We start from the raw sequence: 21,763 nt of genomic DNA, 5'->3' as shown, positions 1-21,763 counted from the left end.
GCACTCGACACGAGTGTCTCGATACACCGCCTGTGGCGGCACTCGACACGAGTGTCTCGATACACCGCCTGTGGCGGCACTCGACACGAGTGTCTCGATACACCGCCTGTGGCGGCACTCGACACGAGTGTCTGGAGACACCGCCCGCGGCGCCACCCGAAAACCGGTTTCGAGGGGACCGCTCAGCCTGTGAAACCGCGCCAGCCGAGGTCACGGCGCAGCGGGGTGCGGAGGCCGCGCTGGGTGAGAGACCACGCACTCCGGGTCGTGTCGTCCGCGGCGACCGCCTCGGCGGCTTCACCGCTGTACGCCTCGGTGACGACGGCGATCAGCGCCGCGAGCTCGTCCTCGGTCGGCGCGCCGCGACGGACGTCGATCCTGACGCCCTCGGCCTCGTCTCCGGCGGTGCTCACAGCGGGATGTTCCCGTGCTTCTTCGGCGGGAGGCTCGCGCGCTTGCCGCGCAATGCGCGCAGCGCCTTCGCGATCGACACGCGGGTCTGCGCGGGCTCGATGATGCCGTCGAGCTCGCCGCGCTCGGCGGCCAGGAACGGCGACGCGACGTTGTAGGTGTACTCGTTCGCCAGTCGTGTGCGCACCGCCGCCACGTCCTCGCCGGCCTCCTCGGCGCGCTTGATCTCGCCGCGGTACAGGATGTTGACGGCGCCCTGCCCGCCCATGACCGCGATCTCGGCCGTCGGCCAGGCCAGGTTGATGTCCGCGCCCAGCTGCTTGGAGCCCATCACGATGTAGGCCCCGCCGTAGGCCTTGCGAAGGATGACCGTCACCAGCGGGACCGTCGCCTCGGCGTAGGCGTACAGCAGCTTCGCGCCGCGCCGGATGACTCCCGTCCACTCCTGGTCGGTGCCGGGGAGGTAGCCGGGCACGTCGACGAGCGTCACGATGGGGATCGAGAACGCGTCGCAGAATCGCACGAACCGGCTCGCCTTCTCACCCGCCTCGATGTTGAGGGTGCCCGCCATCTGCGAGGGCTGGTTGGCGATGATCCCCACCGATCGGCCCTCGATCCGGCCGAAGCCGATGACGATGTTGGGCGCGAAGAGCGGCTGCACCTCGAGGAAGTCCTCGGCGTCGACGATCCCGCGGATCACCTGATGGATGTCGTACGGCTGGTTCGGAGAGTCGGGCACGATCGTGTTGAGCGTGCGGTCGGCGTCGGTCGTCTCGAACTCGAATCCGCTCTCGTACACGGGGAGCTCGGCGAGGTTGTTGTCGGGCAGGAAGCCCAGCATCGTGCGCACGTAGTCGATCGCGTCCTCCTCGTCTTCGGCGAGGTAGTGCGCGACGCCCGAGCGCGTGTTGTGCGTGTGCGCGCCGCCGAGCTCTTCCATGCCGACGTCCTCGCCGGTGACCGTCTTGATGACGTCCGGACCGGTGACGAACATCTGGCTGGTCTTGTCGACCATCACGACGAAATCGGTGAGGGCGGGGGAGTAGACGGCGCCGCCCGCGGCCGGGCCCATGATGATCGAGATCTGCGGGATGACGCCCGAGGCCTGCGTGTTGAGGCGGAAGATCTCGCCGTACTTGCCGAGTGCGACCACGCCCTCCTGGATGCGCGCTCCGCCCGAGTCGAGCATCCCGACGATCGGAATGCCGTTGCGCAGCGCGAACTCCATGACCTTGATGATCTTGTCGCCGGCCACTTCGCCGAGGGACCCGCCGAAGGTCGAGAAGTCCTGCGCGTACACGGCGACCGTGCGGCCGTGGATCGTCCCGACCCCCGTGACGACGGAGTCGCCATAGGGTCGCGACTTGTCCATTCCGAAAGCCGTGGTGCGGTGGCGGACGTATTCGTCGAGCTCGACGAAACTGCCGGGGTCGACGAGCATCTCGATGCGCTCCCGCGCGGTGCCCTTGCCCTTCGCGTGCTGCTTCTGCTGTGCGACGGCCTCGGCATCGAGGACCGCCTCCTGGTAGCGCGCACGGAGGTCGGCGATCTTTCCGGCGGTCGTGAAGAGGTCGGGCTGGTCGGTCACGCGTTCCACCCTATCGGCGGGCCCTCCGCAGCGGTTGGAGGGTTGGCACAAGGGCTCGCGGCATCCGCTGTCGCCCGTGCCGCCCTCGCTCGTCGCGGACTCCGGCCCTCGTGAACTTCTCATGTCAATCTCATGGCTCCTGCTCTCCGCCGATATACAGTCAGGGGACTGTGACGCGTGGTAAAGAAGTTCGATTCGGTTCGATGTCGGTGAAGGCTGCGGGACTCCTCGTTTCGCTGGCCCTGATGGTCCCCTTCGCGTTCGCCGATCCGGCTGTCGCGTCGTCGACGGCGCAGGCCGAGACGGATGCCGCGCCCGAAGCCGCGCCCACCCCCTCGGTCACGCAGCCGCCGGTCTCCGAAGGCACTCCCGAACCGACCCCGTCGCCGTCGGAATCCGTCGTACCCGTTCCGACGCCGACGCCGACGGCGACGCCGACGAGTCCCAAGGGCGGCGACGAGGCTCCGGACGAGCAGACCGACGAGTCCGCCGATGCGGTGGCTCCCCTCGCGGCGACCACCGCGACCGTGCCCTCGGTCGGGCGCGCGGGCGGATCGAGCCAGTACGAGGTGTCGGTGAACGCGTCGCGCGCCGCCTTCCCGGGTGGCGCATCGACGGTCATCGTCGCGTCGGCCCTCGCCCCGGCGAGCGGCGTCGTCGGCGCGTGGTCGGCGGGCCACGTCGGCGCGCCGCTCCTTTACGTGCAGCAGTCCGCGGTCCCGTCGGCCGTCTCGGCCGAGATCCGCCGACTCGCGCCGGAGACGATCCTCGTGTACGGCGGCGACTCCGTGAGCGAGAGCGTCGTGTCGCAGCTGCGGACGCTGGCCGGTGACGTCCGGCGTGTCGGCGGCGCGAGCCGGTTCGCGCTCTCGCAGACAGTGCTGCAGTCAGCGGGTTCGTTCGACACCGTCTACCTCGCCGAAGGCGTCGACCTGGTCGCCGCGCCGCTCGCCGCGGTCGCCGCGGCCGCCAACGATCGCGGCTTCCTGCTGGTCCAGAAGGGGAAGTCCGCACCGGATGCCGCGACCCTCGCGGCACTGCGAGCAGTGGGTGCCGGCACTGTCGTCATCGTCGGCGGCACGAGTGGCATTCCGGCGGCGTACGAGAGCGCGCTGCGCGGCGCCGGCTTCTCGGTCGAGCGTCGCGTCGCGAAGGACCGGTATCTCTCGTCGGTCCAGATGGCGCAGGATCGCACCCGAGCGGTCCAGCGGGCTATCGTGTCGAACCCGGCGAGCCCCGCCGGCAGCGCTCTCGCGGCGTCGCTCGCCGCGGCGTCGGGCCAGCCGCTCGTGTACACGGTGCAGCTGTGCATGATCGACGGCGTCGCGAGCTATGTGCGCTCCAAGAACGTCGGCGTGACCGCGGTCGGTGGACTGGTGTGGCTGAGTACCCCCGTGGTCCACAACAGCTCCTGCACGGCGGAGCGGGAGCGCAGCCAGTCGGCTCTCAACGCGGCCATCCGCTCCACTCTCTCGGGCTACGCCGGGACGTACTCGGTGACGGTCCGCCAGGACGGCGGCCTGAACGCGGTGACCAGCGTGAACGGCGCCACACTCCGCGAGCCGGCGAGCATGATGAAGATCTACGCCGCGTGGGCGGCGCTGACGCGCATCCAGGCGGGGCGGGCGTCGTTCGGCACCGTGCTCCCGTCGGGCGTCGACCTGGGGTCGTGCATCCACGTGATGATCCACGCGTCCGACAACTACTGCCACACCGACATCGTGCACTGGATCGGCATCGCCGAGATCAACCGGATGATCCGCGCGGCGGGCTTCTCGAACACCGCCTACGGCTCCGTCCCGCCGGGAACGAGCGTTCTCTACGCCGGCAACCGCACCACCACGAACGATCTGGTCGAGATGATGGACGGGCTCGACGCCGGCCGCGTCCTCTCCCGGCGCTACGCCGACCACCTGATCGGAGAGATGCGGTCCCAGATCTGGCGTTCGCGGATCGCGTCGGGCATCCCGCCCGGCGTCGCGCAGGCGAGCAAGCCGGGGGCGCTGTGGATCGCGTCCGGCCTGCTCCAGGCCGACACGGCGATCGTGTACGGCAAGAACACCAAGTACTACCTGTCGATCGTCGGCGACAACGGGCCGCCGCAGGCCGCCCTGCGCGCCGTGTCGCGCACGGTCTACCAGCACTTCCACGGCGCGTTCGGCACCGCCGCGTCGTACCCGGTGCAGCAGATGGCGACGGTGCGTGCGACGGCTCTGCGCACCTCCCCCGGGGGCAGCATGGCGGTCGTAGTGGGCGCGGGAACGCCGCTTCAGGTGCACGACGCGAACCGCGTCTGGTACCAGGTGCAGTACGGCTCTCGGAAGCTGTGGGCGCTCGTGGGCGACCTGCGCAATCGGTGACCTCCTCGCTAGCGTGAGCACATGCCGATTCCCGCCGACGGATACCCGCTGACCGCTGCCGTCTCGCCTCGCGTGCAGGTGATCGAGACCACCGACTCCACGAACGCCGATGTCGTCGCCCACGTGACCGCCGCGCCCGACGAGTGGCCGCACCTCTCGCTGCTGCTGACGACCGACCAGCGGGCGGGGCGCGGGCGGCTGGACCGGTCGTGGACGACCCCGCCCGGCACCGCGCTGGCCGTGTCGGTGGTGGTGCGCGTCGGCGGCATCCCGATGGCATCGCGCGGATGGATCCCGCTCGTGGCGGGGGCCGCCATGGTGCGTGCGATCGCCGCACAGGTGCGGGGGACCGGACACAGCGCGACCCTCAAGTGGCCCAACGACGTGCTCCTGGACGGCGGAAAGGTGTGCGGGATCCTCGCCGAGGCCGTGCCGGGGCATCCGGATGCCGTCGTCATCGGCTCGGGCGTCAACACCCGCATGTCTCGCAGCGACCTCCCGGTCGAGACCGCCACGTCGTTCGAAGCGCTCGGCCTCGTCGCGGAGGAGGACAGACTGCTCGCCGACTACCTCTCGGCCCTCGCGGAGCACCTCGACGCGCTGACCGCCGCCCGCGGGAGCGCTGCCGCCGCGGGCGTGCTCGCGGAGGTCGAGGCGCTGTGCTCGACGCTCGGCAGCGACGTGGCCGTCAGCCTTCCCGACGGAGAGGTGCTGCGGGGGCGCGCGCAGCGGATCGACGACGACGGCCGGCTCGTCGTGCTGCAGGACTCCGAGTACGAGAGCGTGGTCTCGGCCGGCGACGTGGTGCACGTGCGCTGAAGTGTCGGGATCGCGCCGCGCAGATGACGCCGCGCGGCGATCCGCGCCCGCGACGTCGGCGCCCCCGGTCAGAATGAGAGCATGACGCAGCCGACCAGCTACGGTGGGCGCCCGTACACGCCGGCCCCGGGCGCGCCCACGCCCGAGCTGCGCGTGGCCCGCTTCCGCGGGCACGCCCGGCGCCTGACCTGGTCGGCGGCCGTGCTCATCGCCACCGCCGGAGCGTGCGGCTACTTCTACGGCAACCTTCCCGCCCCGCTCGAGAACTGGATGCTGCTCGCCGCCGCGGGTCTCGTCGTGCTGCTGCTGGTCGTCCTCCCGTTCGCGTCGTGGTGGGCGCACGTGTACACGATCACGACGCGACGGGTCATCGAGCGGTCCGGGGTGCTCGTGTCACGGCATCGTGAGCTCGCCCACGTGCGCGGCTACACGATCCAGGTGCGCCGCGGCATCCTCCAGCGGTTGTGGGGCGCGGGCACCCTGACGCTGTCGAACGGCGTCGATCCGCCGCTGCGCCTGGCGAACATTCCGAGCATCGCGCTCGTGCACGAGGCCCTGGCCGATCAGGTGGAGGTCAACCAGATCCTCGCTCATCGAGACGCCCAGCCCCCGTTTCCGCCCCCACCACCGCTGCCGTCGCCGGCCTGACCTCGAGCGCCGTCGCCGGTGCGCGAAGATGGTATCGGCAGAAAGGTGGCGGGATGACGCTGAGAGTCGGAGTCGTGGGCGGCGGACAGCTGGCCCGAATGATGATCGCCCCTGCGGTCGAGCTCGGCGTGGAGATCCGCGTCCTGGCGGAGGACGACGGTATGGCGGCGGCGCTCGCCGCCACCTCCGTCGGCGACTACCGCGACGCGCAGACCGTGCTCGTGTTCGCACGCGAGGTCGACGTGATCACCTTCGACCACGAGCACGTTCCGCAGGACGTCCTCGCCGCGCTGATCGACGAAGGGGTCGCGGTGCACCCGGGTCCCGCTCCGCTCCGCTTCGCGCAAGACAAGCTCTCGATGCGCGCGCGACTGGACGAGCTCGGCATGCCCCAGCCCGACTGGGCGGCGGTGACGGGTCCCGAGCAGCTGCAGGCGTTCCTCGACGCGCACGGCGGTCGAGCGGTGGTGAAGACGCCGCGCGGCGGCTATGACGGCAAGGGCGTGCGGGTCGTGGGCGCCGCCGCCGAGGCCGAGGACTGGTTCGCGGCGCTCGCCGAGGATGCACGCGGCGGCGCGCTCCTCGTGGAAGAGCTGGTCGACTTCTCGCGCGAGCTGGCGCAGCAGGTCGCCCGCCGGCCGTCGGGAGAGATCGCGGTCTTCCCGGTCGTCGAGACCGTGCAGCGGGGCGGCGTCTGCGCCGAGGTGCTCGCCCCCGCGCCGCGCGCCGGCGAGCGGCTCACCGAGGTCGCCGCGCAGATCGGCGTGGGCATCGCGGATGGCCTGGGGGTGACGGGGATGCTGGCGGTCGAGCTGTTCGAGACGACCGATGAGCGACTCCTGGTCAACGAACTCGCGATGCGTCCGCACAACAGCGGTCACTGGACCCAGGACGGCGCCGTCACCAGCCAGTTCGAACAGCACCTGCGGGCGGTGCTCGATCTGCCGCTGGGGGAGACGTCGCCGACGGCGGACTGGACGGTCATGGTCAACATCCTCGGCGGGCCGTCCGAGGGGGGCCTCGCCGACCGCTTCGCGGCGGCGATGGCGGAGTACCCCGACGCGAAGATCCACACCTACGGCAAGGCGCCCCGTCCGGGGCGCAAGGTCGGGCACGTGAACGTGGCGGGCGACGACCTGGACGACGTCGCCTACCGGGCGCGGGCCGCGGCATCCGTCTTCCTCGACTGATCCGCGCCAAGCCGGCGTGTCAGATCGTGCCGCGCCGTTGCGGGGTTCTTCCAGCCTCGCGCCCTAGCCTTGACGGGTGACCCGCCCGCTTCACTCCTCTGACGCGCCGCTGGTCGGCGTCGTCATGGGCTCCGACTCGGATTGGCGCGTCATGAGCGACGCCTCGCAGGTGCTCACCGACTTCGGGGTGCCGCACGAGGTCGAGGTGGTGTCGGCCCACCGCACGCCCGACAAGCTGATGCGGTACGGGCGCGAGGCCCGCGCCCGCGGGCTCAGCGCCGTGATCGCGGGTGCCGGCGGGGCGGCTCATCTGCCCGGCATGCTGGCGTCCGTCACAGCCGTGCCCGTCATCGGCGTACCCGTGCAGCTGTCCACGCTCGACGGGCTCGACTCGCTCCTCAGCATCGTGCAGATGCCCGCGGGCATCCCCGTCGCGACCGTGTCGATCAACGGTGCGAAGAACGCCGGCCTGCTCGCGGTGCGCATCCTCGGCGCATCGGACGCCGCGCTCGCGGACCGCCTCGAGCAGTACTCGCGAGAGCTGGAGGCGCAGGTGGAGGAGAAGAACCGGCGGCTCAAGGAGTCGCTGTGAGCGTCCTCAGCCCGCCGCGTGCGGGCGCGTCGTCGTCGCGGCCGCGTGTCGTCGAAGACCGGCCGCTGCGGCGTCCCGACACCTCATCGCCGGCGGTCATGAGCCGCCGGGGGTGGTGGCTCGTCGTCCTCAACTTCCTGCTGCCCGGGTCGGCGCAGGCCGTCGCGGGCAACCGCCGCCTCGGACGGGTGGGTCTGGCCTCGACGCTCGTCCTCTGGACGCTGCTGGTCGTCGCGCTCCTCTTCGCCCTGCTGGCGCCGCTCGCGGGCTTCAGCATCGTCACCGGTGCGTGGCTGCCGTCGTGGCTGGCGCTCCTGCGGCCCGTCCCGCTGCTCCTCATCCAGGGGCTGCTCCTCGCCTACGCCGTGCTGTGGATCGTCCTGACCATCGACACCCTCCGCCTCGTGCGCCTGGTGAAGACGGGGCCGGCGGCGCGCTTCGGCATCGCCGCGCTCGCGGTCGCCCTCCTCGTCGTCGCGAGCGGCTCGGCCGTGTTCGCGTCGAACGCCGTGGGAACGGTTCGCGAGACCCTGGGCGACATCTTCCAGGCGACCGGCCCGGCGGTCCCGCCGTCCGACGGGTACTACAACATCCTCCTGCTGGGCGCCGACAGCGGGGCGGGCCGCGACTCCATGCGCTTCGACAGCATCTCGGTGGTGTCGGTGAACGCCGAGACGGGCGCGACGACGATCACCGGCATCCCGCGCGACATGCCTCACTTCCCGTTCGCCGAGGGCCCCATGCAGGAGCGCTACCCGAACGGTCACGAGGGTCATGCCGATCCGACGTGCGGGTGGGGCAGCGGCATCAATCAGCTGCGCACCGAAGTCGAGGTGTGCCAGGACGGCAGCGCCCTCTACCCGGATGCGGCGGCGAACGCGTCGGCGCCCGGGATCGAGGCGACCAAGGATGCCGCGGAGGGCATCCTCGGCATCGAGATCCCGTACTACGTCTTCATCGACATGCACGGATTCGCGTCGCTGGTCGACGCACTGGGCGGAGTCGACATCACCGTCGAGGAGCGCCTGCCCAAGGGCGGCGGCCCGTCCTACGACGGGCAGCCCGCGGAGGAGTGGGCCATCGGCTGGATCGAGGCGGGTCCCCAGCACATGGACGGCGACACCGCGCAGTGGTACGCCCGCTCGCGGTACACCACGAGCGACTTCGACCGGATGGAGCGTCAGCGGATGCTGCAGCAGGCGATCCTCGCGCAGTTCACCCCGCAGACCGTGCTCACGCGATTCCAGGACGTCGCCGCCGCGGGCGCCGACATCGTGCAGACCGACCTGCCGCAGTCGCTCCTGCCGTTCCTGGCCGACCTGGCGCTGAAAGCCAAGGAGCAGCCGGTGACGACCATCGAGCTGACGCCCGAGGGCGGGATCGACGAGTACGAGCCCGACTACGCCTACATCCAGGAGCTGGTCCGCACCACGCTGCACCCGCCGACCCCGACTCCGACTCCGGAGGGCTGAGCCATGGTGGCGACCCTTCGCGTCGTGCTGGACCAGCTCGTCGCCCCGACCGATCCCGCTCTCGCGGAGGCATCCCGCGATCTCACCCGCGCCCTGATCGCCGGTGCGCCCGCGGGATGCGAAGTCGAGGGGATCGCGCCCGCCGGGGGAACGGGCGACCCCGGCGTGATCGGACTCGCTGGCGTGCGTCGCACGGCGCTCGCCCGCCGGGAGCTCGCCACAGCGCTGCAGCTGGGCGTGGGCACCGGCATCGCCGGCGGGATGATCCACTCCCCGACGCTGCTGGCCCCCCTCATCAAGCACGACCGGGTGCACGATCACGACCAGACCGTCGTGACGCTGTGGGATCTGCGCCCGTGGGACTCGCCCGGCGAGCTGCCGCGCTCGGTCGTCGCCTGGCATCGCGCGATGCTCAAGCGCGCCGTCAAGCACGCCGATGCCGTGGTCGTGCCCTCGCACTCCATCGCCCGGCAGCTCGGGGAGATATCGCGCATCGGCGACCGGGTGCGGGTCATCTCGGGGGCCGCCCCCCTCGATCTCGCGGTGCCGAACGACGAGGTGGGGCGCCGCCGGGCGCTCGACCTTCCGGAGGGCTTCGTGCTGCTCGCCGGCGGTCCGCTTCCGTCCGACGGCCTCGGGACCGGTTTCCAGGCGATCGCGGCCTCGGGCGCCGACCTCCCGGTGGTGGTGATCGATGTCGAGGACGGCGCCGAGCCCGCCGTCGCCGATCTCGCGCAGGCGGCGGGCATCCCCGAGCGGCGCCTCCACGTCCGTGGCCCGCTCGACGTGGCCGACCGAGCCTCGGTGTTCGGCGCCGCGGTGGCCTTCCTCGCGCCCAGCCTCCGCACCGGATTCCCGTGGCGGGTGGTCGACGCCCTCACCCTCGGGGTGCCCGTGATCGCGGCATCCTCCGACGTGCACCGCGAGGTCATCGTCGACGGCGGCGAGCTCATCGCGGAGACGGATGCCTCGGCCCTCGCCGAGGGGATGGGATCGGCTTTGAGCGGCGGATTGGCGACGACCGCAGCCGCCGAGAGACTGGCGGTGCTCGCGGGCGACCGAGGCCGCGCCTTCTCATGGCGCGAAGCAGCCGACAAGGTGTGGATGCTGCATGCCGAGCTCTGACCCGGCGTGCGCGGGGAAGAGACCGAGAACGGCGTGTCGCTGGCGAGGTTCGGCAAACTATTTGTCATCATGCGCCACTTGCGTCACACTGTTCACATGGCGGGGGCAGGGTTGACGAACGTGCGCGCAAAGACGCGGTGGTCGGGTGCGGCAGTGGTCGCCGTGATGGCGCTGATCGGCAGCCTGCTCCTCGCGCCCGCGGCCTCGGCGTCGACGACGGCGGTGGAGACGGCAGCGCAGCCGGCGGCGGCGCCGGCCGCGAACGACCCCGCGACGGCCGGCATCGTGCAGACGGCCGACCTCTCGACCTTCCAGCCGGGCAACATCGTGTCGGATGCGGTCTTCTTCAACCGGTCTTCGATGACCGAAGCCCAGATCCAGAGCTTCCTCAACTCGAAGGTCACCACCTGCCGGGCCGGGTACACATGCCTGAAGGACTACTACGACACGTCGCGGTCGACGACCGCCGACGCCATGTGCGGCGCGTACTCGGGCGGCGTGCGCGAACGCGCCTCGCGGATCATCTACAAGGTCGCGCAGGCGTGCGGCATCAACCCCCAGGTCATCCTCGTGATGCTCCAGAAGGAGCAGGGCCTCGTCCAGTCGACCGCGCCGTCGGCGTACGCATATCGCGCCGCCATGGGCCAGGGGTGCCCCGACACGGCCGCGTGCGACACCCGGTACTACGGCTTCTTCAACCAGGTGTACGGCGGCGCCTGGCAGCTCAAGCGCTACGCGAACCCTCCCGGCACCTCGCAGTTCTTCACCTGGTATGCCCCGGGAAAGACGTGGAACGTGCTCTTCCACCCCAACCGCGCGTGCGGCACGTCACCGGTCTACATCCAGAACCAGGCGACCGCCAACCTCTACTACTACACGCCCTATCAGCCGAACGCGGCGGCGCTGCGCGCGGGCTACGGCACGGGCGACGGATGCTCCTCCTACGGCAACCGCAACTTCTTCAACTACTTCACCGACTGGTTCGGATCCACCCAGGTGCCCACCAACGCGTGCGGCGTCCCCGCGGGCACGCGTGTCGCCACCAAGGCGTACGTCGTCAACGCCGCCACGCTGAACGCGCGCTCGGCCCCGAGCACGTCGTGCACCAAGAACGTGCAGCAGCTGTCGCAGGGCACGGTGCTGCGCGCGGTCGCGGTCAACGGCGACTGGCTCAAGGTCTCGCTCGAGACGCGCGAGGCCTGGGTGCACCGCGACTACGTGCGATACGCGACCGAGAGCGAGGCGGCGTGCGCGCTGCCGGGCGGCGTGACGTCGGCGGTGCGCGCCTACGTGGTGGCCGCCGGCTCGACGACGACGCGGATCGTCCCGAACGCCGGGTGTGCGACCTCCACCGGCCAGCTCGCACAGGGCACCATCGTGCGGGCGGTCCAGGTCAACGCCGACCGGACGTGGCTCAGGGTCGGCACGGGCGTCGGCGCCCGGTGGGTTCCGCGCAACGAGCTGCGTTACGCGACCACCGCTGAGTCGGCGTGCGCGATCCCCGGCGCGGTCGCCGCGGCTCACCTGCAATACGTGGTGAAGTCCGCCGGCACGACGGCGCGGATCGTCCCCAATGCCGCGTGCGCGACCGGTCGGGTGTCGATCTCGGGCGACACCGTCGTGCAGGCGCTTGAGGTGAACGCGACCAAGGACTGGATCAAGGTGCAGACCGGTCGCGGCGACCTCTGGGTGCCTCGGGCCGACGTGGTGCGGGCGACCGCCGACCAGGCGTGCTCCCTCACCCCGGCGTCGCGCCCCGCCACCCGCGGGTATGTCGTCCTCGATGCCGGCGCGACGGCGTACGCGAAGCCCTCGACGGCGTGCACGACCGGTTCGGCGGCCGTTCCCGGGGGAACCGTCTTCACGCCACTGAGCGGCACGGCCGCCGGCGATTGGCTGCAGGTGCGCTTCGGCAACGCCGACGTATGGCTGCCGCGCTCCGCGGTGCGCTACGCGACCGACGCGGAGGTGTGCAGCCCGCCGAGCGAGAGCCGGGCCGCGATGTACACGTACCGCGTGGTCGGGGCATCCGTCACTGCCCGGATGGCGCCGCGCACCGGCTGCGTCGCGGGGGCGACGGCCGTCGCGGCCGACACCATCGCGACCGCGACGGAGGTCACCGGCGACGGGGAGTGGCTCAAGCTGACGCTGCCGGTCGGGTCCCGGTGGGTGCCGCGCTCCGACGTGGTGCGCTACATCGCGCCGTGAGGCTCCCGCGCGTTCGGCGATTCACCAGGGTGGAGCCGACTAGGATCTCTACGGGCTGAAATCGTCGCGCTCGCGCCGGCCCGCCTCCCGAAAGCTTTGCTGACGTGACAACTCTCGACATCGCACAGTACGACGTGCCCGGCCGCGGCCGCGGCATCCTGGACGTCTTCCGCTGGCGGTACCTCCTGCGGCTCCTCGTGCGCAAGGGCACGGCGACGCGCTATCGCAACTCGGTGCTCGGCTGGACCTGGTCCTACGTGAAGCCCGCGGCGCAGTTCGCGGTCTACTACTTCGTGATGGGGTTCATCCTCGGCGGTCACGGCATCGACAACTTCGCGATCTATCTCTTCAGCGGCATCGTGATCATCAACCTCTTCAACGAGGCGTTCGGCAACGCGACCACGGCGATCGTCGACAACGGGTCCCTCGTCCGCAAGATCTACCTGCCACGCGAGCTCTTCCCCATCGCGGCGATCATCGTCGCCTTCGTGCACTTCCTGCCGCAGGTGCTCATCCTCTTCGTGGTGTGTCTGCTGGTGGGCTGGACCCCGTCCCTCTTCGGGATCGGCGCCGTCCTGCTCGGCACGTTCATCGTGGTGGCCCTCGCGCTCGGGCTGGGGCTGTTCTTCGCCGGTCTCAACGTGCGGTTCCGCGACGCCCAGAACTTCGTCGAGATCATCCGGATGTTCTCGGTCTGGACCTCTCCGGTGCTGTACCTCTGGGTGCTCGTCGCCGAGAAGCTGCCGTCGTGGGCGTTCTCGATCTACATGGCCAACCCGCTGGCGGTCGCCGTCGAGCTGTACCACACCGGGTTCTGGAGCGCGACGGTGTCCGAGACCCATGGCCTTCCCCCGGGGTTCGGCACGAGCACCGCCGTGGCACTGGCGATCTGCGTCTTCTTCCTGGTTCTGGGGCAGTTCGTCTTCCGCCGGTTCGAACGCACGTTTGCGCAGGACCTGTGATGCAGGCACCGATCATCGCCGAGACCGTCACTCCGCCGTCGATCATCGTCGACCGGGTCTCGAAGGACTTCCTCAAGCGCAACTCGCATTCGTTCAAAGAGGCCTTCATCGGGTGGATCCGTCGCCGCAAGGTGCGCGCCGACGTCTTCCGGGCGCTCGACGAGGTCAGCTTCCAGGTCGGCGAGGGCGAAGCCGTGGCCGTGCTCGGGCTCAACGGCTCCGGCAAGTCCACCACCCTCAAGCTCGTCTCGGGTGTGCTCGAGCCCGACGCGGGCCGGGTGTTCACGCGCGGGCGCGTGGCGGGGCTCATCGAAGTGGGCGCCGGGTTCCACCCCGACCTCTCAGGCCGCGAGAACGTGTACCTCAACGCGGCGATCCTCGGCATGCAGAAGACCGAGATCGACGAGCGCTTCGACGACATCGTGGCGTTCTCCGAGATCGGCGAGTTCATCGACCAGGAGGTCAAGCACTACTCCTCGGGCATGTTCATGCGCCTGGCGTTCTCGGTCGCCATCCACGTCGAGCTCGACGTGCTGCTGGTCGACGAGGTCCTGTCCGTCGGAGACGCCCCGTTCCGGGCCAAGTGCGCCGAGAAGATCAAGGAGCTCACCGCTCGCGGCGTGACCATGCTCGTCGTCAGTCACGACATGAACATGGTCAAGGAGCTCTGCGAGCGCGGCATCGTCATCGCGAAGGGCAAGAAGATCTTCGACGGCCCCGTGGACGAGGCCATCGCGGTGCTCAAGGGCTGACCGCTCGCACCGATCGCCTCAGTGCGCGGACCGGCGCAGCCCCGCGCGCACTCGCCGCGCGGTACGTCGCCACAGCGAACTCGCGAGCACTTCTCCCCGCAGCCCGGACTCGACCTCGAACAGACGCTTGTCGATGAACTTCGTGAGGTAGAGCACGAGCCCCATCCCGTGCGCATCCACGTACTCGCGCAGCGCCGCTTCACGGATCCGCGCATCCCAGAGCTCGTGGGCGCCGCGGGCTTCGATCACGCTGTTGCCGCCGCTCCCCGCCACGCCGACCCGCTGATGCCAGTACGCCAGCGGCTCGTCGCCGAGGAAGTCGAGGGGGCCGCGCGAAAGCACCTTGAGGTTGAACGCCCAGTCCCCGACGACGGGCAGCTGGTCGTCGTAGAGACCGAGCTCCTCGTGGAGCGCCCGCCGGTAGAGGAACCCGATGGGCACGAAGCGGTTGAAGAGGAGCGTGTCGTTCAGGGTCGGCGCCGGCAGGTCCGCTTGGAAGATCTCGCGATCGACCGGCACGAAGCCCTCCGGCGACGACTTCTCCCACACGATCTCGATGCGTGAGACGACGCCGGCGCGGTCGGGATGCGCCTCGAGGTACTCGGTCGCCCGTCGGAGGAAGTCCGGATGCCACGTGTCGTCGTCGTCGTGCAGCACCAGCAGTGGCGCCGTGGTGGCCAGCACGCCGGCGTTGGCGCTCACCCACCGCCCGCGCGCGGCGGGCGAGTGGATCACCGAGAACCGCGCCCTGATCTCGGGCGAGAGGGCGGCGAGCTGGGCGTCGACCGGCGCGGGCGCACCCCCGTCGTTGACGATGACGCACTGCCAGTCGGTGGTCGTCTGGCCGACGATGCTGCGGATGGCCCGGGCGAGGAACTCGGGGCGGTCCTTGGTGCGGACGACGACGGCGACGGCGGCATCGGGCATGGCGTCTCCTAGGGGCGGCCGAGGCCGATGTAGGTCCACCCGGCGGCGCGCCAGGCGACGGGGTCGAGGCAGTTGCGCCCGTCCACCAGGAGCGGCCGGGCGACGGCGCCCGCGACCGCGACGGGGTCCAGGTCGCGGTACTCCCGCCACTCGGTCACGAGCACCACGGCTTCCGCGCCCTCCAGGGCTCGGTCGAGGTCGCGCTCGTAGGTGAGCTGAGGATGCTGCCGCCGCGCGTTGTCGATCGCCTCGGGGTCGGTGCACACGACGTCGGCGCCGAGCCCGTGCAGGCGGACGGCGACGTCGAGGGCGGGGGAGTCGCGGGTGTCGTCGGAGTCGGGCTTGAAGGCGAGCCCGAGGACGGCGACGCGACGGCCGACGACCGAACCGCCGAACGAGTCCACGAGCAGATCGACCACGCGCTGGCGGCGCCGCAGGTTGATCTCGTCGACGTGCTTCAGGAACTGCACCGACTCGCCGCGGCCGATCTCCTCGGCGCGCGCGGCGAACGCGCGGATGTCCTTCGGGAGGCATCCGCCGCCGAAGCCGACGCCGGCGTTGAGGAACCGCCGCCCGATGCGGGCGTCGTGCCCGATCGCGTCGGCGAGCATCGTGACGTCGGCTCCGGTGGCCTCGGCGATCTCGGCCATGGCGTTGATGAACGAGATCTTCGTCGCCAGGAACGCGTTCGCCGACACCTTGACGAGCTCCGCGGTGGCGAAGTCGGTGACCAGCCGCGGCGTGCCCGCGGCGATCGCCGGCGCGTACACCTCGTCGAGCGTCGCCACGTCCTCGCTGTCGGAGCCGCCCGTGACCCCGTAGACCAGGCGGTCGGGGGTGAGCGTGTCGGCGACGGCGAACCCCTCGCGCAGGAACTCCGGGTTCCAGGCGATGCGGGCGCCGGTTCGCTCGACGATCGGCCGCAGGCGCTCAGCGGTTCCGACGGGGACCGTGGACTTGCCGACGACGAGCTCTCCCGCGCCGAGGTGGGGCGCGAGGGCGTCGACGGCGGCGTTCACGAAGGTCAGATCGGCGCCGGCGCCGTCGTGGCGCTGGGGAGTGCCGACCGCGACGAAGTGGACGCGCGAGCCCGCGGCATCCGCCATGTCGGTGCTGAAGGTGAGCCGGCCGGACTCGACGCCCGCGGCCAGGATCTCGTTGAGGCCGGGCTCGAAGAAGGGGGCTTCCCCGGCGGACAGGCGACGCACCTTCTCGGCGTCCACGTCGATGCCCACCACCTCGTGACCGATGGATGCCATCGCCGCGGCATGCACGGCTCCGAGGTAGCCGCATCCGATCACGCTGAGCTTCATCGTCCGTCCTCCTGCGCTGCGCGCGCGATGTATTCGGTGAGGGACGCGTCCGCGTCCCGAGGGCTGAACCCGGTGGCCTCGATCTTGGCCAGATCGAGCACGCTGCGGCGCGGGCGCGGCGCGACCGGAGTCTGCGCGTTCGCGAAGTACTCCTCGGTCGTCACGCGCGAGACCCGTGCCGGGTCGTGCCCCGTGAGCCTGAAGACCCTGGCGGCCACGTCGGCCCAGCTCGACGGCTCTCCCGCCCCGGTCAGGTTGTAGACGCCGTAGGGCGCGCGGGTGTCGAGCAGATGGCGGATGCCTCGCGCCAGCTCGTCGGTGAAGGTGAGGCGCCCGACCTGGTCGGCGACCACGCCGGGATCGACGCCGCGCTCGGCGAGCGAGGCCATCGTCCGCACGAAGTTCTTGCCCTCGCCGATCACCCACGAGGTGCGCACCACGTAGTGGCGCGGCGCGGTCTGGGCGGCGATATCGCCGGCCGCCTTGGACTGGCCGTACACGCCCAGCGGGCTGAGCGCGTCGTCCTCGCGGTAGGGACGCTCGGACGAGCCGTCGAAGACGTAGTCGCTGGAGACGTGGACGAGCGTGAGATCGTTCTCGCGCGCGATCGTGGCGAGCGTGCCGACCGCCGTCGCGTTCGCGGCCCACGCCGCGGCCCGGCCGTCTTCGGTCTCGGCGGCGTCGACGGCGGTGTAGGCCCCGGCGTTGATGATCGCCCCGTAGTCCCGCCAGCGGCGTGCGCCGGGCAGCGCGGGGTCGGTGACGTCGAGCTCGGTGCGCGTGACGTACTCGACGTCGTCTTCGCCCAGGAGCGCCCGGAGGGCCGTGCCGAGCTGACCGCCCGCGCCCACGACGAGCGTCGTGCGGGGCGCCATGGGCTCGACTTCGGAGAGGCGAGGGTGAGCCAGGTCCTTCGGCGAGATCTCGACCTCGTCGAGCGGGATCGGCCACGGGATCCCGGCCGTCTCATCGGCGAGGTTCAGGAACGTGTACGACGCCGACGGCGACCAGTGGTCGTTGACGAGGTAGACGTAGGCGGTGTCGGGCTCGAGCGTCTGGTAGGCGTTCCCCACCCCTCGCGGCACGAAGATGGCCTTCGAGGGATCGATCTCGGTCGTGAACACCTGGCCGAACGAGGGCCCGCGGCGAAGGTCGACCCACGCGCCGAAGATCCGGCCGGTCGCGACCGACACGAACTTGTCCCAGGGCTCGGCGTGGATGCCGCGCGTCGTGCCGACAGCATCGTTGAACGAGATGTTGTTCTGCACCGGACCGAAGTCGGCGAGCCCGGCGGCGACCATCTTCTCGCGCTGCCAGTTCTCCTTGAACCAGCCGCGATTGTCGCCGTGGACGGGCAGGTCCCAGACGACGAGCCCCGGGATGTTCGTCTCGGTCGGTCCGAGGCCCTTGCCGAACGCGGTCACTCACTGACCCTTCGACGCGTAGAAGGCCTCGGTGGCGTCCTTCGCGGGGGCCCACCAGTCCTCGTTCTCCTGGTACCAGCGCACCGTCGCGGCGAGGCCGGCCTCGAAGTCGCTGTAGCGCGGCGACCAGCCCAGCTCGGTGCGCAGCTTCGTGGAGTCGATCGCGTAGCGCAGGTCGTGTCCGGCTCGATCGGTGACGTGGTCGTACGCGTCCTTCGGCTGACCCATGAGCTCGAGGATGAGCTCGACGACGTCCTTGTTGTTCTTCTCGCCGTCCGCCCCGATCAGGTAGGTCTCGCCGATCTCGCCCTTGTCGAGGATCGTCAGCACCGCGGACGAGTGGTCGTCGGCGTGGATCCAGTCGCGCACGTTCTCGCCGGCGCCGTAGAGCTTGGGGCGGATGCCGCGGATCACGTTGGTGATCTGCCGCGGGATGAACTTCTCGACGTGCTGGTACGGGCCGTAGTTGTTCGAGCAGTTCGAGATCGTCGCCCGCACGCCGAACGAGCGCACCCAGGCGCGGACGAGGAGGTCGGAGCCCGCCTTGGTCGACGAGTACGGCGACGACGGGTTGTAGGGCGTCGACTCGGTGAAGCGCGCCGGGTCGTCGAGCTCGAGATCGCCGTACACCTCGTCGGTCGAGATGTGGTGGAACCGGCGGTCGTGGCGGCGCGCCGCCTCGAGGAGCGTGTACGTGCCGATGATGTTGGTGTCGAGGAACGGCCGCGGGTCGTCGAGCGAGTTGTCGTTGTGCGACTCGGCCGCGTAGTGCACGACGGCGTCCACCCTGCCGAACAGCTCGTCCACGAGGGCGGCGTCGGCGATGTCGCCCTGGACGAACTCGAGGCGGCCCTCGGGCAGGCCGGCCAGCGAGGCGCGGTTGCCGGCGTAGGTGAGCTTGTCGAGGACGATCACCTCGTCGTCGGTGTGGTCGAGCACGTGGTGCACGAAGTTGGAGCCGATGAAGCCGGCACCGCCGGTCACAAGCAGTCGAGCCATCAGTGGTGGCCCCTCTCAAGCGTCTCGATCAGGTAGGTGCCGTAGCCGGACTTCACCAGCTTCTCGGCGCGTTCGCGCAGCGCCTCGTCGGAGAGGAAGCCCTGTCGCCAGGCGACCTCCTCCGGCACTCCGATGCTCAGGCCCGTCCGCCGCTGGATGGTGCGGACGTACTCCGCGGCATCCGTCATCTGGTCGAACGTGCCCGTGTCGAGCCACGCCGTGCCGCGGGGGAGCACCTCGACCTGCAGCGCGCCGCGCTCGAGGTAGGCCCGGTTCACGTCGGTGATCTCGTACTCGCCGCGGGCGCTCGGCGCGAGGTTGCGCGCGATCTCGACGACGTCGTTGTCGTAGAAGTAGAGACCCGGGACGGCGTAGTTGCTGCGGGGCGAGACCGGCTTCTCTTCGAGCGAGACGGCGCGGCCGGCGTCGTCGAACTCGACCACTCCGTAGGCGGAGGGCTCGGCGACCCAGTACGCGAACACGGCGCCGCCGTCGACGTCCGCGTAGCGCTTGAGCTGCGTGCCGAGCTTCGGCCCGTAGAGCAGGTTGTCGCCGAGCACCAGCGCGACCTTGTCGTCGCCGATGAAGTCAGCCCCGATCGTGAAGGCCTGCGCCAGTCCGTCGGGCGACGGCTGCACGGCGAACGACAGCGAGATCCCGAACTGCGAGCCATCGCCCAGGAGGCGCTCGAAGAAGGGCGCGTCGTGCGGCGTCGTGATGATCAGGATGTCGCGGATCCCGGCCAGCATGAGCGTCGACAGCGGGTAGTAGACCATCGGCTTGTCGTAGACCGGAATCAGCTGCTTCGACACCCCGAGGGTGATGGGGTGCAGCCTCGTGCCCGAACCACCGGCGAGAATAATCCCTTTCACGAGACTCCATCCTGCCATGTCGGCGTCTTCGGGCCCGCTGAGCGTCGCGGCGATCACTCAGGGAACCTCTCGATATCGTGGAAAGACCGTCTACGGCCCTCGCCGGCCAGGAAGGCCTCCCCCGTGCAGTGGTATGCGCTCGCCTGGGCGACGTTCGTGATCCTCGCGCTCCTCGCCGTCGTCGGCGTCCCGTTGGCGCGCCTCATCGGGCTCCGCGGCTTCTGGTCGCTCGCCGCGGCCCCCGCGTTCGCCGTGACCGTCGTCGGCGGCGCCTCGGTCGTCGCACCATGGGTCGGGCTGTCGTGGTCGATCCTGCCCGTCCTGCTGGTCGGGGTCGTCATCGCCGGGGTGCTGGTGCTCCTCCGCCGGTTGCTGCGGCGCACTCCCGCCATCCCGGTCGTGCGCCGGCGGTTCGACGTCTGGCTGGCCGTGGGCTTCGCCGTGGCGGCCGCGCTGATCGCGGTGCGCTTCGTCGAGATCGTCGGCGAGCCCGACGCCATCTCGCAGACTTTCGACAACATCTTCCATCTCAACGCGGTGCGCTTCGTCCTCGACACCGGGAGCGCGTCGCCCATGACCATCGGCCGGATGACCAATCCGAGCGGGGGACTGGGCTTCTACCCGGCCGCGTGGCACGCGCTCACCGCGCTCGCCGTGCAACTGAGCGGCGCCACGATCCCCGTCGCCATCACCGCGGTGACCCTCGTCACGTCCGCGGTGCTGTGGCCCCTCGGCATCCTCCTTCTCGTGCGCACTCTCTTCGGTCGCTCGAGGCTCCTCTCGATCGCCGTCGGCCTGCTCGCCGCGTCGCTCCCGGTGTTCCCGTTCCTCCTCATGGACTACGGCGTCCTGTACCCGTACCAGCTGGGGGTCGCGCTCGTGGCCCCCGCTCTGGCCGTCACGCTGCGGCTCCTGGGCATCGGCGCGGGCGCGCGCCGCGTCGGACGGGTCTGGTGGGCGGTGGCGCTGCTCGGGATGCTGCCTGCGCTCGTGCTCGTGCACCCGGGCGCGTTCATGGCCTGGCTGGCGCTCTCGGCGCCCTTCGTCGTGGTGTTCGTCGCGCTCGCCTGGCGCGATGCGCCGACGGCCGGCCGTCGGTCGCTGATCGTCGTGTCGTTCTTCGCCTATCTCGCGATCGGTGTGGTGGCGGCGCGCTTCCTCCGGCCACCCGGCGCCGCGCGGCAGTGGCCGCTGCAGCGGTCCGTGCCCGAAGCGGTGATCGAAGTCCTCACCGGCGCCGCGTGGTACCGAACGGCGGCGGTCGTGGCGGCGGTCGCCGTAGCCGCCGGTGTGGTGTGGGTGCTGATCCGCCGTTCGCCCGCCGCTGCGGCCGCGCTGGGGATGTACGTCGTCGCCGCCGCCTTGTACGTGATCGTCGCCTCACTGCCGTTCCTCGGGCTCCGCGATGCCTTCACCGGGCCGTGGTACAACAACCTCCCTCGGCTGGCGGCGCTGCTGCCGCTGGGCATGATTCCCCTCGCAGCGTACGGAGCGGCGTGCACGTGGGTGCACGTCCGCGGGCGTGCCGCCATGCGGCGCGCGGTGGGGCCGCGGCCGCGGTGGGCGCGTTCCGCGGGCGCCGTCGCTGTCGCGGTGGCGGCGGCGATCCTGCTGCAGGTCGGGCCGGGGAGCCCGGTGCCGATCGCCGTCGCGAACGCGCGGGCCGCGTATGTCTCGAACGACGCTTCGCCGCTGCTGACCGCAGACGAGCGAGCGCTGCTGTCGAGGCTCGACGAGCACGTCCCGGAGGGGGTCGCCGTCGCCGGGAGCCCCTGGACCGGCGCCTCCCTGGCGTATGCGCTCGCGGAGCGGCCGGTGCTGATGCCGCACACGCTGATGGAGATCACGCCCGACGTGGCGGCGATCAACGATGGGCTCGCCGAGGCGACCGACGGGAGCGTCGCGTGCGACGCCGTCGATGCCCTCGGGGTGGGCTTCGTCCTGGACTTCGAGGGACGAGAGGTCCACCCCGGCGAGCACGTGTTCCCCGGCCTGGCCGAACTCGCCGAGTCCGACGCCGTCCGCCTCGTCGACAGCGAAGGGTCGGCGCGCCTGTACGAGATCGTCGGGTGCTCACCGTGATCAGGGTCGCCGGAGAGCG

Annotated in this window: 18 protein-coding genes; 11 read left to right on the top strand and 7 right to left on the bottom strand. The window is 70.8% G+C overall.

The features are described from left to right. Positions 1-182 precede the first annotated feature (182 nt). Positions 183-413, bottom strand: a complete 231-nt coding sequence (locus ACFUTX_RS13000; protein ID WP_378865221.1) for an acyl-CoA carboxylase subunit epsilon — start codon at positions 411-413, stop codon at positions 183-185. Continuing rightward, positions 410-1,999: an acyl-CoA carboxylase subunit beta gene (locus ACFUTX_RS12995; RefSeq protein WP_378865218.1), complete on the bottom strand. Its 1,590-nt coding sequence runs from the start codon at positions 1,997-1,999 to the stop codon at positions 410-412. Before ACFUTX_RS12995 ends, ACFUTX_RS13000 begins: the two co-directional genes overlap by 4 nt. A gap of 203 nt (positions 2,000-2,202) precedes the next feature. On the opposite strand from ACFUTX_RS12995, the gene ACFUTX_RS12990 reads away from it, so the two are divergent. The 10 genes from ACFUTX_RS12990 (at position 2,203) to ACFUTX_RS12945 (ending at position 14,127) form a co-directional block, all read left to right on the top strand. Continuing rightward, entirely contained in the window at positions 2,203-4,359 is a 2,157-nt protein-coding gene (locus tag ACFUTX_RS12990; RefSeq protein ID WP_378865215.1) for a serine hydrolase, read from the top strand. A gap of 21 nt (positions 4,360-4,380) precedes the next feature. Next, positions 4,381-5,178 (top strand): biotin--[acetyl-CoA-carboxylase] ligase, encoded by a 798-nt coding sequence (locus tag ACFUTX_RS12985; protein WP_378865212.1) that lies wholly within the window; start codon positions 4,381-4,383, stop codon positions 5,176-5,178. Between the two features lie 81 nt (positions 5,179-5,259). Then, positions 5,260-5,826, top strand: a complete 567-nt coding sequence (locus ACFUTX_RS12980; protein WP_378865209.1) for a PH domain-containing protein — start codon at positions 5,260-5,262, stop codon at positions 5,824-5,826. Between the two features lie 53 nt (positions 5,827-5,879). Continuing rightward, positions 5,880-7,016 carry a 5-(carboxyamino)imidazole ribonucleotide synthase gene (locus tag ACFUTX_RS12975; protein ID WP_378865207.1) on the top strand — a complete coding sequence of 379 codons (1,137 nt, stop codon included), beginning with the start codon at positions 5,880-5,882 and terminating at the stop codon, positions 7,014-7,016. 124 nt (positions 7,017-7,140) lie between these two features. Beyond that, a complete protein-coding gene (purE, locus tag ACFUTX_RS12970) occupies positions 7,141-7,608 on the top strand; it encodes a 5-(carboxyamino)imidazole ribonucleotide mutase (RefSeq protein WP_378865345.1) in 468 nt (155 codons plus the stop codon). Further along, positions 7,605-9,080, top strand: a complete 1,476-nt coding sequence (locus ACFUTX_RS12965) for an LCP family protein (RefSeq protein ID WP_378865205.1) — start codon at positions 7,605-7,607, stop codon at positions 9,078-9,080. Before purE ends, ACFUTX_RS12965 begins: the two co-directional genes overlap by 4 nt. A 3-nt stretch (positions 9,081-9,083) precedes the next feature. Beyond that, positions 9,084-10,205, top strand: coding sequence for a glycosyltransferase (locus tag ACFUTX_RS12960; protein WP_378865203.1), 1,122 nt, complete (start codon positions 9,084-9,086; stop codon positions 10,203-10,205). Positions 10,206-10,301: 96 nt separating this feature from the next. Further along, positions 10,302-12,413, top strand: a complete 2,112-nt coding sequence (locus tag ACFUTX_RS12955) for an SH3 domain-containing protein (protein WP_378865201.1) — start codon at positions 10,302-10,304, stop codon at positions 12,411-12,413. A 104-nt stretch (positions 12,414-12,517) separates the two neighbouring features. Next, positions 12,518-13,375, top strand: a complete 858-nt coding sequence (locus ACFUTX_RS12950; RefSeq protein WP_378865200.1) for an ABC transporter permease — start codon at positions 12,518-12,520, stop codon at positions 13,373-13,375. Beyond that, positions 13,375-14,127, top strand: coding sequence for an ABC transporter ATP-binding protein (locus ACFUTX_RS12945; protein WP_378865198.1), 753 nt, complete (start codon positions 13,375-13,377; stop codon positions 14,125-14,127). Before ACFUTX_RS12950 ends, ACFUTX_RS12945 begins: the two co-directional genes overlap by 1 nt. Before the next feature lie 18 nt (positions 14,128-14,145). Here the strand turns inward: ACFUTX_RS12945 and ACFUTX_RS12940 are convergent, their stop codons facing one another. The 5 genes from ACFUTX_RS12940 to rfbA are packed head-to-tail and all read right to left on the bottom strand — an operon-like array spanning position 14,146 to position 19,662. Then, positions 14,146-15,054 (bottom strand): glycosyltransferase family 2 protein, encoded by a 909-nt coding sequence (locus ACFUTX_RS12940; protein WP_378865196.1) that lies wholly within the window; start codon positions 15,052-15,054, stop codon positions 14,146-14,148. Between the two features lie 8 nt (positions 15,055-15,062). Further along, on the bottom strand, positions 15,063-16,367 hold the full coding sequence (locus tag ACFUTX_RS12935; protein WP_378865193.1) for a UDP-glucose dehydrogenase family protein: 1,305 nt from the start codon (positions 16,365-16,367) through the stop codon (positions 15,063-15,065). Beyond that, positions 16,364-17,791 (bottom strand): sugar nucleotide-binding protein, encoded by a 1,428-nt coding sequence (locus ACFUTX_RS12930; protein ID WP_378865190.1) that lies wholly within the window; start codon positions 17,789-17,791, stop codon positions 16,364-16,366. Before ACFUTX_RS12930 ends, ACFUTX_RS12935 begins: the two co-directional genes overlap by 4 nt. Continuing rightward, positions 17,792-18,790 (bottom strand): dTDP-glucose 4,6-dehydratase, encoded by a 999-nt coding sequence (gene rfbB, locus ACFUTX_RS12925; protein WP_378865187.1) that lies wholly within the window; start codon positions 18,788-18,790, stop codon positions 17,792-17,794. Then, positions 18,790-19,662 carry a glucose-1-phosphate thymidylyltransferase RfbA gene (gene rfbA / locus ACFUTX_RS12920; protein WP_378865342.1) on the bottom strand — a complete coding sequence of 291 codons (873 nt, stop codon included), beginning with the start codon at positions 19,660-19,662 and terminating at the stop codon, positions 18,790-18,792. Before rfbA ends, rfbB begins: the two co-directional genes overlap by 1 nt. A 123-nt stretch (positions 19,663-19,785) precedes the next feature. Between rfbA and ACFUTX_RS12915 the strand changes: the two genes are divergently transcribed. Beyond that, positions 19,786-21,744, top strand: a complete 1,959-nt coding sequence (locus ACFUTX_RS12915; RefSeq protein WP_378865184.1) for a DUF6541 family protein — start codon at positions 19,786-19,788, stop codon at positions 21,742-21,744. Positions 21,745-21,763: the final 19 nt, after the last annotated feature.

The organism is Microbacterium sp. NPDC057407 (assembly GCF_042803895.1).
In the GTDB taxonomy this organism is placed as follows: Bacteria; Actinomycetota; Actinomycetes; order Actinomycetales; family Microbacteriaceae; genus Microbacterium.
The sequence above is the reverse complement of the archived record's forward strand: the minus strand, read 5'-3'. Positions and strand labels throughout refer to the sequence as shown.

Coding starts and splice junctions, on each gene's coding strand:
- ACFUTX_RS12960 (WP_378865203.1), top strand. CDS start 9,084: ATGGTGGCGACCCTTCGCGTCGTGCTGGACCAGCTCGTCGCCCCGACC.
- ACFUTX_RS12990 (WP_378865215.1), top strand. CDS start 2,203: ATGTCGGTGAAGGCTGCGGGACTCCTCGTTTCGCTGGCCCTGATGGTC.
- ACFUTX_RS12975 (WP_378865207.1), top strand. CDS start 5,880: ATGACGCTGAGAGTCGGAGTCGTGGGCGGCGGACAGCTGGCCCGAATG.
- ACFUTX_RS12980 (WP_378865209.1), top strand. CDS start 5,260: ATGACGCAGCCGACCAGCTACGGTGGGCGCCCGTACACGCCGGCCCCG.
- ACFUTX_RS12945 (WP_378865198.1), top strand. CDS start 13,375: ATGCAGGCACCGATCATCGCCGAGACCGTCACTCCGCCGTCGATCATC.
- ACFUTX_RS12955 (WP_378865201.1), top strand. CDS start 10,302: ATGGCGGGGGCAGGGTTGACGAACGTGCGCGCAAAGACGCGGTGGTCG.
- ACFUTX_RS12940 (WP_378865196.1), bottom strand. CDS start 15,054: ATGCCCGATGCCGCCGTCGCCGTCGTCGTCCGCACCAAGGACCGCCCC.
- rfbB (WP_378865187.1), bottom strand. CDS start 18,790: ATGGCTCGACTGCTTGTGACCGGCGGTGCCGGCTTCATCGGCTCCAAC.
- purE (WP_378865345.1), top strand. CDS start 7,141: ATGGGCTCCGACTCGGATTGGCGCGTCATGAGCGACGCCTCGCAGGTG.
- ACFUTX_RS12985 (WP_378865212.1), top strand. CDS start 4,381: ATGCCGATTCCCGCCGACGGATACCCGCTGACCGCTGCCGTCTCGCCT.
- ACFUTX_RS12935 (WP_378865193.1), bottom strand. CDS start 16,367: ATGAAGCTCAGCGTGATCGGATGCGGCTACCTCGGAGCCGTGCATGCC.